This window comes from Promicromonospora iranensis (assembly GCF_028994775.1).
GTDB lineage: Bacteria > Actinomycetota > Actinomycetes > Actinomycetales > Cellulomonadaceae > Promicromonospora > Promicromonospora iranensis_A.
Window position 1 is genome coordinate 177,981 of the sequence record NZ_JAJQMN010000011.1, and the last position, 12,364, is coordinate 190,344.

Sequence of the window (12,364 nt, forward strand, 5' to 3'; positions counted from 1 at the left end):
TCGCATGAGTCTGCGGTTCCGCTCCGGGCGCGTGACTCGTTCCTCGGCCCGCACCCTGCGCCGCACCTCCGGCTCATGCGAGGTCGCGCACCGCGGCGTACTGCTCGCGGATCACCGGCCGCGGGTCGGCAGCGAGCGTCGTGGCGATGGTCGTGGACCATGCCGGAGCCGCGGCGTCCGGGTCGGCCGCGGCTGCCAGGGCCCAGGCGGCCTGGCGCGCGGCGCCGTCGGCCACGTACTCGCCGGGCTCGGGGATGCCGATCGGCAGACCGAAGACCTGCGGGGCGATCTGCTGCACGGCCGGCGACTGGGCCGCACCGCCGATCAGCATCACGCGGTCCACCGAGACACCCTGTGCGCGCAGTGCGTCGAGACCGTCCGCGAGCCCGCACAGCATGCCCTCGATGTAGGCGCGGGCCAGGTGCGCGCGGGTCGACGTGGCGAGGCGGATGCCGTGCAGGGTGCCGGTGGCGGAAGGCCGGTTGGGCGTGCGCTCACCCTCCAGGTACGGCACGAGCACGAGGCCGTCGGACCCGGGCGGTGCCTGCAGCGCGAGCTCGGCCAGGCCGTCGAAGTCGACGTCGAGCACCTCGCGGGCGGCATCCAGGACCCGTGCCGCGTTCAGCGTGACGGCGAGCATGAGCGCGTTGCCGGTCGCGTCGGCGAAACCGTTGATCGCGCCCGACCCGTCGGCGGTGCGCTTCGTCGCGACGGCCGAGACCACGCCCGAGGTCCCGATCGAGATGGCGATGTCGCCGGACGTCATGCCGAGCCCGAGCGACGCCCCCGCGTTGTCGCCGGCGCCGGGGCCGATGAGGCAGCCGTTCGAACCGGTTGACGTGGCGGTCGCCCCGCCCGCGACGGTCGGGTGTGCGACGGCGCCCGCCTCGGCGACCCCGACCACGCGCGGCAGCACGACATCCGCCCGCCCCAGGGCGCGTTCGAGCAGGTCAAGTCGGTACTGACCGGCCGACGCGTCGTAGTACCCGGTACCGGAGGCGTCCGACCGGTCGGTGAACAGCTTGTCCAGCTGCGGCCCGAGCGGGGCGGTGGGGTCTCCTGCGGGCCCGTAGCCCGCGATGCGCCAGGACAGCCAGTCGTGCGGCAACGCGACGGCGGCGACCTTGGCGGCGTTCTCCGGCTCGTTGTCGCGCAGCCAGCGCAGCTTCGTGATGGTCAGCGACGCGACGAGCACGGAGCCGACGGCGTCGGCCCAGGCCTGGGCGCCCGCTTCGCGGTCGCCGTCGCCCAGCTCGCTGATCAGGGTCTCGGCCGACGGCGCCGAGCGGTTGTCGTTCCACAGGAGCGCGGGCCGGATGACATCGCCGTCGGCGTCCAGGACGACCATGCCGTGCTGCTGACCGCCCACGGAGAGCGCTGCGACGTCGGCCAGGCCGCCCGCCGCGGCGGACGCCGCCTGGAAGGCGTCCCACCAGTGCCGCGGATCCACCTCCGTGCCGTCCGGGTGCTTGGCGGAACCGGTCCGGACCAGCTCACCGGTCTCGGCGTCACGGACGACGATCTTGCAGGACTGCGTGGACGTGTCCACGCCGGCGACGAGGGGCATCGGTGCTCCAGGAACGGGGTGAGGTGGGAAGGGGCGCGGCGGCCACGCTACCGCGCGCCGCACAAGACACGTTGAGTGCTGGCTATTTGTGGGCTTTCCCGGGGCGGGACCACAAATAGCCAGCACTCAACGTAAGGGGGTCAGCCGATCAGGTGCTTCAGCGCGAGCTGGTGCAGCTTGACCAGGCCGTAGTCGCGCTCCGCGAGGGCGTCGACGTCGGGGTCTGCCTCGGCGAGGAAGGAGTCGAACGTCTCGCCCTCGGCGAGGGTCGCCTGGCCCAGCTCGAAGATCCCCGCGTGCTCGAACGCGGCCTGCACCTCGGAGTCGGCACGGTACGCCGCGGCCTTGGCCGCGAGCATGTCGTACGTCTCCATGTTGGCCTTCGCCGACTCCCACACGCCGTCGAGGTACTCGGTACGCGACGGCTTGTAGTCGAAGTGGCGCGGGCCCTCGTAGCGGGGGCCGCCGTTCGGGAAGCCGTTCTCCAGCAGGTCCACCGTGAAGAACGCCGACAGCAGGTCGCCGTGACCGAACACGAGGTCCTGGTCGTAGCGCGGCCCGTGCTGACCGTTCAGGTCGATGTGGAACAGCTTGCCCAGGTGCAGGGCCAGCGCGATGCCGTGCGTGTAGTTCAGGCCGGCCATCTGCTCGTGGCCCGTCTCCGGGTTGAGGCCCACGATGTCGCCGTTGTCGAGCGAGTCGATCAGCGCGATGGCGTGACCGATCGTCGGCAGGAAGATGTCGCCGCGGGGCTCGTTGGGCTTGGGCTCCAGGGCGATCTTGAGCCCGTAGCCCTTCTCCTTGATGTACGAGGCGACGGTGTCGATGCCCTCGGCGTAGCGCGCGTGCGCCGCGTTGAGGTCCTTCGAGTTGTCGTACTCGGTGCCCTCGCGGCCACCCCACATGACGAACGTGGAGGCGCCCATGTCGGCGGCCAGGTCCACGTTGCGCAGCACCTTGCGCAGGCCGAAGCGGCGCACGTCGCGGTTGTTGGAGGTGAACGCGCCGTCCTTGAAGACGGGGTGCGTGAACGTGTTGGTCGTGACCATCTCGCAGACCATGCCGGTGTCGGCGGCGGCCTGCTTGACGGAGTCGATCTGCTTCTGACGCTCGGCGTCGTCCGCGCCGAAGGGGTAGACGTCGTTGTCGTGGAACGTGAAGCCCCACGCGCCGAGGTCCGCGAGCTTGCGGACGGACTCGGCGGGGTCGAGCTCGGGGCGGGTCGCCGTGCCGAACGGGTCGGCAGCAGGCCAGCCGACGGTCCACAGGCCGAAGGAGTACTTGATGTCGCTCACGGGGTCTCCTCATCGAGGCGGCCCCGACATGCGGCGCCGCATTTGTTGTACGAATGAACTATTACCCGGGTCTCGGCTACAGTCAAGGCGTGACCACCGCCGGGACCGCACGCGAGACCACCACGCGGACGGGCCCTGGTGCGGCCCGTCAGCACACCCTGCGCGAACGCAACCTGGAGCTCGTCGCGCGCGCCGTGTACGAGGTGCCCGAACCACTCTCGCGCGCTGGCGTGGCCTCCGCGACCGGCCTCGCGCGGGCGACGGTGTCGACGCTGGTGGACCAGCTGGTGGCCGCGGGACTCGTCCGGGAGCTGCCCGCTGTGACCGGCGGACGCGCCGGCCGGCCCGCGGTACCGCTCGTCCCGGCGCCGCGCTCCGTCGTCGGTCTGGGGCTCGAGGTGAACGTGGACTACCTCGGCGCGCGTGTGCTCGACCTCACCGGTGAGGTCGTGTCGGAGCAGGTGGTTCCCGGGGCGCTCCACGACAGCGACCCGACGGTCGTGCTGCGCCGGCTCGGCGCGCTCGCCCGCGACGTGTCCGACGGCGTCGCGGCGGCCGGCATGACGGTCGCCGGCGCACGTCTGGCGCTGCCCGGCCTGGTCGACCCACGCACCGGGCTCCTGGAGGTCGCGCCCAACCTCGGCTGGTCGTCGCTCGACCCGGTCCCGCTGCTGGGACTGGGCGACCTCGACGTCCGTATCGCGAACGAGGCCAAGCTTGCCGCGCTGGCGGAGCTGGCCGGCGGCTCCGACGTCGCGGCGCCCGACTCCTTCATCTTCGTGTCGGGCGACGTCGGTATCGGCGCGGCCATCGTCGTCGACCGCGAGCTGTTCCTGGGGGAGCGGGGATGGAACGGCGAGATCGGGCACGTGGTGGTCGACCCCGCCGGACCGCGCTGCTCGTGCGGCGCGTTCGGCTGCCTGGAGCAGTACGCGGGCAAGGAGGCGATGATGCGCGCGGCGGGGCTGCCGCCGGACTCGGCGCTGAGCGCGCTCGTCGCCTGTCTCACGGAGTCCGGCACCGCGGGGCCGGCCGGCGGGAGAGCCGCGCTGCCGGCCGGGCGTGCGCTCGGCTCCGCACTCGCGGACTTCGTCAACCTGCTCGACGTCTCCACCATCGTGCTGGGCGGCGCCTACACCGAGCTGCTGCCATGGCTCCGGGCCGACGTCGTGGAGGTGCTCGCCGACCGGGTGCTCTCCGCGCCGTTCGTCGACCTGGACGTCCGTGCGGCGCAGGCGGGGCCGCAGGCGGCGCTGACGGGCGGCGCCCGAGCGGTGCTGCAGGCGGTGCTCGCCGACCCGGCCGCCTGGGTCTGACTCAGGGCGCACATCGCCGTCCGGCGCGGGAAGATATTCCTCTGGGTTAGACGTGAGGGCGAATTGTTGGCAGCATGCCTGCCCATTGGCCCGGTACGAGAGGGGATATCGGGCTGACGGGAATCCGCCCAGTTCCCCCGCGAGGAGGCGTTCTCTGTGCTGGATTCACTCGCCAAGCGGCTCGGGCTCAAGACAGACCCGGTGATCTTCTTCGTCTCGGCCGGCCTGATGGTCGTCTTCCTGTTGCTGCTGGTCATCTTTCCGACCCCGATCGGGGAGATGTTCACCGCGGGCCGGACCTGGGTGGTGACCCGGCTGGGATGGTTCTTCATCCTTGGTGTGAGCGTCTGGGTGCTTTTCCTGATCTACCTGGCCATCAGCAAGTACGGCGGCGTGCGCCTCGGTGGTGACCACGAGCGGCCCAAGTACTCCAACGTCTCCTGGTTCACCATGCTTTTCGCCGGTGGTATCGGCACCATCCTGATGTATTGGGGCGTCGCCGAACCGATCAACCATTTCGCTTCCGCGCCGCGCGGTGCCGTGCCTTTCTCGGCGGAGGCGGCGAAAGACGCGATGAGCATCTCGATCTACCACCTCGGCCTGCACACGTGGGCGATCTTCACGCTGCCCGGCCTCGCATTCGGGTACTTCATCTACCGGCACAAGCTGCCGCTCCGGGTCAGCTCGGTGTTCTACCCGTTCCTCAAGGACCGCATCTACGGACCGATCGGGAAGACGATCGACGTCTTCGCGATCCTCGGCACGCTCTTCGGCGTCGCCGTGTCGATCGGACTGGGCACGCAGCAGATCAACAGCGGGCTCTCGGACCTCACGGCGATCCCGAACGGGGTGCTGCCGAAGGTGATCATCATCTGCATCCTCACCACGATCGCGGTGACCTCGATAGTCGCCGGCCTGGACAAGGGCGTGAAGACCCTGTCGAACATCAACATCGGCATGGCCGTCGCCCTGATGCTCTTCGTGCTGTTCGCCGGGTCCACGGTGTTCCTGTTCCGCGAGATCATCGAGACCATCGGCCTCTACGCGCAGAACATCGTGCCCCTCGCGTTCTGGAACGACGCGCTGGCACCGTTCACCAGCGAGGAGGGCTGGGGCTGGCAGGGTGGCTGGACAGTCTTCTACTGGGCGTGGACCGTCACCTGGGCGCCGTTCATGGGGATCTTCCTGGCCCGGATCTCCCGCGGCCGGACGATCCGTGAGTTCGTCGGCGGCGTGCTGCTCGCTCCCTCGCTCTTCACGCTGGTCTGGTTCGCGATCTTCGGCTGGTCGGCCATGGAGCTGGACGGCATCGGTTCGGCCCCCGGTGATCCGCACCCGATCACCGACGCGGTGATGGAGAACCCCGCCACCGCGATGTTCACCTTCTTCGAGGAGCTGCTCGGGGCGGGCGGCCTGGCCACGTTCATCTCGGGGCTGGTCGTGGTCATCGTGGCGATCTTCTTCGCGACGTCGTCCGACTCCGCCTCGCTGGTCGTGGACATGCTCTGCACCGGGACCGAGGACGCCGGCCCCGTCCGCCAACGCGTGTTCTGGGGTGTGTCCGAGGGCGCCGTCGCCGTCGCGCTGATCGTGCTGGCCGGTGAGACCGGCCTCGTCGCGCTGCAACAGGTGATCACGGTCGTCGGCCTGCCGATCTTCATCCTGATGTTCCTGGCGATGTTCGCGCTCTGGCGCGGCCTGGCCACGGAGAAGTTCGTGACCATCCGGCTGCCGATCTCCGGCTCGAAGGTGGAGACCCTGCAGCCGGAGGCCGAAGGGGTGCGGACCAGGATCAGCCGATCGACGCCTCGTCCGGTGCGTCGATCGGGCCCAGAGTGATCTCCGGCGCGTCGGCTGGCTCCTCGTAGGTCTCGACGGCCTCGTCCTCGCGGCCCAGGAGCCGCGCGACGGCGCCGTCGAGCGTCTCGGTGATGGCCTTGACCAGGCCGGGCTCGTCCCGTGCCTCGAGGCGCTCGACGATCACGGCGTGCGCGTCCGCCGTGTCCTTGCGCACCACGTACTCGTCGGACACGGTGAACGTGGCCATCCGTACCTCGACGATGAGCGTGGTCATCCAGCGTGTGAGCCACGGGTTGCCGGCCGCGGCGACGAGCGCCCAGTGCAGGTTGAGGTCCGCGCCGCCGATCCGCCGCGCGTCCCCTGTCCCGTTCGCGGCGACGAGCTCGTCGTGCGCGCGGCGGACGCCGGCGATCGCCGCCGCGTCGCCGGAGCGCACGAGCTGGCGGGCGGCCGTGACCTCCACCGACTTGCGCGCCTCGTAGAGGGCAGGGAGCCGTTCCCGGCTGATGGTGGCCACGCGCATGCCGCGTCCCGGCGTCGCGACCAGCAGCCCTTCCTGGACCAGCCGCTGCGCGGCCTCGCGCAGCGGTCCACGGCTCACCCCGAGCTGGGTCGCGACCTCGACCTCCCGGATCGGCGAGCCGACGGCGAGCACCCCCGCGTAGACCGCGTTGCGCAGCTCCGTCTGGATCAGGTCGACGGTCGAGGGACGCGTCACACGTGAGAACGACGGGGCGGTCGTCAGGGTGGCCCGCGACGGGTGGGACATCGGTGCTCCTTCCGTGAGCGCACGTCGATGACGACATCATCCCCGGTGCGCGGACAGCGTGGTGGCGACGGCGAGGTCCGGGGCGGCGCCGGCCGGGTGAACCTGCAGATTGTAGACAATCCTAATGTCGAACGCTAGATTGTCTGAACGTCGGCGGCGCGCTACGGTGCCATTCGTCCGTGAACTCCAGCCCACCCAGGCTTTGCCAGATCCGCCGGGTGGCGTGAAGGGAACCATGTCTACTTCAAGCGTCCGCCCGCTCCGACGAGCCGTATTCGCCGCAGGGTCAGCACTCACCCTGGTCGCGCTGACCGCGTGCTCGTCGACAGCCCCCGGTGCCGGCGGTGATGACGGTGCCAGCACGCTCGAGCAGCTCCAGGAGGAGGGCACCGTCACCGTCGCGTTCAACGGCGAGCAGCCCTACAGCTACGAGGACGCCGGTGAGCTCACCGGCGCCACCATCGCCCTGGACCGGGAGATCTTCGGTGCGCTCGGCGTCGAGAACGTCGAAGGTGTCCAGACCGAGTGGAACTCGCTCATCCCGGGCCTGACCGCCGGCCGGTACGACACGGTCAGCGCGGGCATGTCCATCCTGCCCGAGCGCTGCGAGCAGGCCCTGTTCTCCGAGCCGGAGATCATGTACACGACAGCCTTCATGGTGCCGGAAGGCAACCCGGACAAGCTGACGGACATGCAGTCCGCGCAGGAGGCGGGCGTCAAGCTCGCCGTGCTCAGCGGCGCCATCGAGTCCGGCTACGCCGACAAGCTCGACATCGAGAAGATGGAGGTCGGCGACGCGCAGGACGGCCTGGACGCCGTCGTCTCCGGCCGTGCCGACGCGCTGGCCCTGACGGGCATCTCGCTGCGGACGCTCGCGGACAAGACGGATGCCCCGGTCGAGGTCACCGACGCGTTCGTCGCGGAGATCGACGGTGTGCCGCAGATCGGTGCGGGCGCGGAGGTCTTCCCGAAGGGTGAGGAGGAGCTGCGCGACGCCTACAACGAGGAGCTCGGCAAGATCGTCGCCGACAAGGAGCGCTGGCTGGAGATCGTGGAGCCGTTCGGCTTCACCGAGGCCGAGTATCCCGTCGAGGGCCTGACCACGGAGAAGCTCTGCGGGGGTGACCTCGAGTCGGTGGCCAAGGAGCTGGCTCCGGAGCTCGGCCTGGACGGCTGACCGAGCACGTGTCGGACAACCTTCAACAGTTCGTCGATCTGCTGCCGCAGCTCGGCGAAGGAATTCTCGTCACGCTCCAGCTGACGCTCGGCGGTGCGGTGCTCGCGCTGCTCGTGGCGTTCACCCTGGGCTTCGGCTCCCGCGCCCACACCAGGTGGGCGCGGGTGCCGTCCCGGGTCGTCGTGGAGTTCTTCCGCGGCACCTCTCTCGTGGTGCAGATCTTCTGGCTCTACTACGTGCTGCCGCTACCGCCGTTCTACGTCGAGCTGGACCCGCTGGCGTGCGGCATCCTCGCGCTCGGGCTCAACTACGGGGCCTACGCCTCCGAGGTCGTGCGCGGCTCCATCAACTCGGTCGCCAAGGGGCAGTGGGAGGCGGCCATCGCGCTCGACCTCAGCCCGGTGCACCGCCTGCGCCGGGTGATCATGCCCCAGGCGTGGCCGCTGATGATCCCCATGTTCACCAACCTGCTGATCCAGCTGGTCAAGGGCTCCGCCCTGGCGGCATACATCTCGCTGCACGACCTCAACTTCTTCACGAACGAGCTGCGGGAGCGGACGTCGGACACGATCTTCTCGTACACGGTCGGCCTGCTCTGCTACTTCGTCGTCGCCTACCTGCTCACGCTGGCCATGAACGCACTCGAGGTGCGGGCGAAGAACCGGCTCGGCACGGGGCCCACGCTGCGCGAGGTCCTGCGCCTGGCGCCCGTGCAGACCACCGCCGACGTCGGCGCCGGGGGACCGGCTCCGGCGGCCACGACGGCGTCGAAGGGAGGTGACCGTGATGGATGAGACCTCAGCATGGAGCTGGGAGCACGCCGCGGCGGTGCTCCCCGATCTGCTCGAAGGTCTGCAGATCACCGTCCTCGCGACGGTCGTCGGCATGGTCATCGCCTCGGTACTGGGGCTGGTCGTCGCCATGGTCCGCCGGTCGGGCCTCCGGGTCGTCACGATCCCGGTCGGCTTCCTCGTGGAGTTCATCCGGTCGACGCCGCTGCTGGTCCAGCTCGTCTTCGCGAACCTGCTGTTCACGCAGTTCCCGTCGCTGACGATCGGCTGCGTGGTGCTCGGCGTCCACTACGCGACGTACATGTCCGAGGTGTACCGCGCCGGCATCGACGCGGTACCGAAGGGGCAGTGGGAGGCGGCCGTCGCCCTCGACCTGCCGCGCTCGCGCACCTGGGGCGCCGTCGTGCTGCCGCAGGCGATCCGCAACACGCTGCCGGGACTGGGGAACTACGCGGTCTCCATGTTCAAGGAGACGCCGTTCCTGTTCGCCATCGCCGTGGTCGAGATGTACACGGCCGCGCAGCAGTACGGCGCCGATACCTTCCGCTACATGGAGGCGATCACGATGGCCGGCCTGCTCTTCCTGCTGGTGAGCTACCCGACCTCGCTGCTCGTCCGCCGATTGGAGAACCGCCTTGCCTGAGAATGACACCACCCCTGCCATCGAGTTCCAGGGGGTCGTCAAGCGCTTCGGCGACAACGTCGTTCTCGACGGCCTGGACTTCACCGTCGCCCAGGGCGACCGGGTCACCCTGATCGGTCCGTCGGGCTCCGGCAAGACGACCATCCTGCGCCTCCTCATGACGCTGGAGGAGGCGAACGAGGGCCTCATCCTCATCGACGGCGACCCGTACACGCACGAGATGCGCGGCGGCAAGCGGGTAGCCATCCCGGACAAGCGGCGCAGCCTCGTGCGGCGCCGTGTCGGGATGGTCTTCCAGCAGTTCAACCTGTTCCCCAACATGACGGTGCTGGAGAACATCATCGAGGCGCCGATCCATGTGCTCGGCAAGTCCAAGGCGGAGGCGACGACCATCGCCGAGGCGCTCCTGGACAAGGTCGGCCTGGCGGAGAAGCGCGACGAGCGTCCCACCAAGCTGTCCGGCGGGCAGCAGCAGCGCGTGGCGATCGCGCGGGCGCTGGCCATGGAGCCCGAGATCCTGCTGCTCGACGAGGTGACCTCGGCGCTGGACCCCGAGCTCGTCGCCGACGTGCTGGGTGTGCTCCGCAACATCGCCGAGACCACGGACATCACGATGCTGATCGTCACGCACGAGATGCAGTTCGCCCGGGAGGTCTCCAACCGGGTGCTGATGTTCGACAAGGGGAAGATCATCGAGGAGGCCGACCCGGAGACGATCTTCACGTCGCCGACCCACGAGCGGACCCAGGAGTTCCTCCGCGCGGTCCTCTGAACATCACCCGGCCGGTCCGACGGTCGACCCGCTGGAGAACGACCCCTACACACTGCACGCGACACGCCGATGGCGGGATGCGGTGTGCAGGGGTCGTTCTGGTGCGCCGCGTCGGGGGCCCGGGGGCCGGCCCGTATGAGGTGCGCCTGGGCAGACTCGAACTGCCGACACCCGCTTTAGGAGAGCGGTGCTCTATCCACTGAGCTACAGGCGCTCGCGCCTCTCCCGGCGGGAGGTGCGCGTCCGGAGGCGGGCAGAGCCCGGACCGGCGCACACAGCCTAGCGTCAGCCCGGCCCCGTGCGCGAAGTCCGGCCTTCGACAGCGTTGTCACATTTCGGCAACATGGGTGACAAACCTTGACGCAATCCACATGCGGGCAGAACGATGCTCAGCAACCCCGGTGCGATGGCGCACCGGGTCCGCACGACGGCCGTGCGGGTGGACGAGAGGATCAATGATGTTCCTTCGACAGACCAGGTCTCGGGGCACGTTGGCCCTGGCGACAGCCGCGGTGACCGGACTGCTGCTGGCCGGTTGTTCCGGCGGTGGTGGGAGCGCACCCACAGAAGCGCCCAACCCGTATGCGACAGCCGAGGGAATGGAGTCGGCGACCGAGCTCGTGGGTGAGTACCCCCGCGAGGAGACACTGTTCACGAGCGGTACCCAGTGGGGCCCGCCGTCGTCGTGGAACCCGATCCCCGGCGCGGGGCACGCGACGGGTGCGCGCGGCCTGCTCTACGAGTCGCTGTTCCAGTTCGACCCGATCACCCTCGAGCTGACGCCGTGGCTCGCCGAGGGCGGGGAATGGACCGGCGACGACACCTACGAGCTGACGCTCCGCGAGGGGCTCACCTGGCAGGACGGCGAGACGCTCGACGCCGACGACGTCGTCTTCACCGCGGAGCTCGGCAAGGTCGAGTCCGTGCCGTACAGCAACATCTGGACCTGGCTGGACAAGGTCGAGGCCACCGACGACACGACCGTCGAGTTCACGTTCTCCGACCCCCGCTACCAGGAGTGGGACAACTGGCTCTACAGCACGATGGTGCTCCCCGAGCACATCATGAGCGACTGGTCGGACGAGGATCTGCTGTCCAACCCGAACGAGGACCCGATCGGTTCCGGCGCGTTCAAGTTCTCCGCCGTCGGGCAGGACCGCATGGTCTGGGAGCGCAACGACGACTGGTGGGCCAAGAGCGAGCTCGGCGTCGAGATGCCCATGAAGTACATCGTCGACGTCGTGAACACCTCCAACGAGGTGGCGCTCGGCCTGATGCTGTCCGGCAGCCTCGACCTGAGCAACAACTTCCTGCCCGGCGTCAACACGCTCGCCGACTCCGGCCAGGTCAGCACCTACTACGACGGCGAGCCGTACATGCTGGCGGCCGCCTCGGCGAACCTGATCCCGAACCAGACGCGGGCACCGATGGACGACGTCGACTTCCGGCAGGCGCTGGCCCGCTCGATCGACGTCGACAAGATCGTCACGAACGCGTACGGCGGCCTGGTGTCGAAGGCTCACCCGTCCGGCCTGGTGCCGGCGTTCGAGGAGTACTACGACGAGGACGTCGCCGCGGAGCACGGCTTCACCTTCGACGCGGAGGAGGCCAAGTCGATCCTGGCCGACGCCGGGTACGAGGACACCGACGGCGACGGGTTCGTCGAGACGCCGGACGGCGAGGCGATCGACCTCAAGCTGATCGTCCCGGCGGGCTGGACCGACTGGATGGAGGCCGCGCGCGTGATCGCGGAGGACGCCTCCGCCGCCGGCATCAAGGTCACCGCCGACTTCCCCGACGCGGGCGCCGTCGATGACGCACGGGCCACCGGCGACTTCGACCTGCTCATCAACGGCAACGCGGGTATCAGCAACACGCCGTGGACGTACTACAACTACGCGTTCTACCAGCCCATCCAGGAGCAGATGCTGGCGGGCAACTTCGGCCGCTACGAGAACGACGAGGCCTGGAACCTGGTGGAGGACCTCTCGCGCACCGAGAGCGGCACCCCGGAGTTCGACAGCACGCTGTCGGAGGTCCAGGAGACGTTCATGACCGAGCTGCCGATGATCCCGCTCTGGTACAACGGCGCGTGGGCCCAGTACAACGAGTCGCAGTGGACCAACTGGCCCAAGGAGGGACGTGAGGACGCGTACTTCCCGGTGATGTGGAACAACTACGTGCAGATGGGCGGCCTGAACGCGCTGCTCGCCCTTGAACCGGCCTCCTGACGT

The 12,364-nt window shown here is 69.3% G+C and carries 10 protein-coding genes and 1 tRNA gene; 7 read left to right on the forward strand and 4 right to left on the reverse strand.

Translation table 11 applies throughout. The features are described from left to right. Nucleotides 1-73 precede the first annotated feature (73 nt). Both xylB and xylA read right to left on the reverse strand, forming a co-directional pair. Nucleotides 74-1,567, reverse strand: a complete 1,494-nt coding sequence (gene xylB / locus LUU90_RS20620) for a xylulokinase (protein ID WP_275005767.1) — start codon at nucleotides 1,565-1,567, stop codon at nucleotides 74-76. A 140-nt stretch (nucleotides 1,568-1,707) separates the two neighbouring features. Further along, nucleotides 1,708-2,862, reverse strand: a complete 1,155-nt coding sequence (xylA, locus tag LUU90_RS20625; protein ID WP_275005768.1) for a xylose isomerase — start codon at nucleotides 2,860-2,862, stop codon at nucleotides 1,708-1,710. An 89-nt stretch (nucleotides 2,863-2,951) separates the two neighbouring features. Here xylA and LUU90_RS20630 point away from each other — a divergent pair, with 89 nt between their 5' ends. Beyond that, entirely contained in the window at nucleotides 2,952-4,178 is a 1,227-nt protein-coding gene (locus LUU90_RS20630; RefSeq protein WP_275005770.1) for an ROK family transcriptional regulator, read from the forward strand. Between the two features lie 156 nt (nucleotides 4,179-4,334). Beyond that, on the forward strand, nucleotides 4,335-6,017 hold the full coding sequence (locus tag LUU90_RS20635) for a BCCT family transporter (protein WP_275005771.1): 1,683 nt from the start codon (nucleotides 4,335-4,337) through the stop codon (nucleotides 6,015-6,017). On the opposite strand, the gene LUU90_RS20640 is transcribed toward LUU90_RS20635, so the two are convergent. Next, nucleotides 5,971-6,747 carry a GntR family transcriptional regulator gene (locus LUU90_RS20640; RefSeq protein WP_275005772.1) on the reverse strand — a complete coding sequence of 259 codons (777 nt, stop codon included), beginning with the start codon at nucleotides 6,745-6,747 and terminating at the stop codon, nucleotides 5,971-5,973. The genes LUU90_RS20635 and LUU90_RS20640 overlap by 47 nt on opposite strands. A gap of 235 nt (nucleotides 6,748-6,982) precedes the next feature. Here LUU90_RS20640 and ehuB point away from each other — a divergent pair, with 235 nt between their 5' ends. Genes ehuB through ehuA form a run of 4 tightly spaced genes read left to right on the forward strand, consistent with a single transcriptional unit; the run spans nucleotide 6,983 to nucleotide 10,130 of the window. Then, nucleotides 6,983-7,924: an ectoine/hydroxyectoine ABC transporter substrate-binding protein EhuB gene (ehuB, locus tag LUU90_RS20645; protein WP_275005774.1), complete on the forward strand. Its 942-nt coding sequence runs from the start codon at nucleotides 6,983-6,985 to the stop codon at nucleotides 7,922-7,924. An 8-nt stretch (nucleotides 7,925-7,932) separates the two neighbouring features. Further along, nucleotides 7,933-8,718 carry an ectoine/hydroxyectoine ABC transporter permease subunit EhuC gene (ehuC, locus tag LUU90_RS20650; RefSeq protein ID WP_275005775.1) on the forward strand — a complete coding sequence of 262 codons (786 nt, stop codon included), beginning with the start codon at nucleotides 7,933-7,935 and terminating at the stop codon, nucleotides 8,716-8,718. Then, nucleotides 8,711-9,358 carry an ectoine/hydroxyectoine ABC transporter permease subunit EhuD gene (ehuD, locus tag LUU90_RS20655; protein ID WP_275005777.1) on the forward strand — a complete coding sequence of 216 codons (648 nt, stop codon included), beginning with the start codon at nucleotides 8,711-8,713 and terminating at the stop codon, nucleotides 9,356-9,358. Before ehuC ends, ehuD begins: the two co-directional genes overlap by 8 nt. Further along, nucleotides 9,351-10,130, forward strand: coding sequence for an ectoine/hydroxyectoine ABC transporter ATP-binding protein EhuA (gene ehuA, locus LUU90_RS20660; protein WP_275005778.1), 780 nt, complete (start codon nucleotides 9,351-9,353; stop codon nucleotides 10,128-10,130). Before ehuD ends, ehuA begins: the two co-directional genes overlap by 8 nt. Before the next feature lie 141 nt (nucleotides 10,131-10,271). Here the strand turns inward: ehuA and LUU90_RS20665 are convergent. After that, a tRNA-Arg gene (locus LUU90_RS20665) sits at nucleotides 10,272-10,344 on the reverse strand. 244 nt (nucleotides 10,345-10,588) lie between these two features. On the opposite strand from LUU90_RS20665, the gene LUU90_RS20670 reads away from it, so the two are divergent. Next, a complete protein-coding gene (locus LUU90_RS20670) occupies nucleotides 10,589-12,361 on the forward strand; it encodes an ABC transporter substrate-binding protein (RefSeq protein WP_275005780.1) in 1,773 nt (590 codons plus the stop codon). Nucleotides 12,362-12,364: the final 3 nt, after the last annotated feature.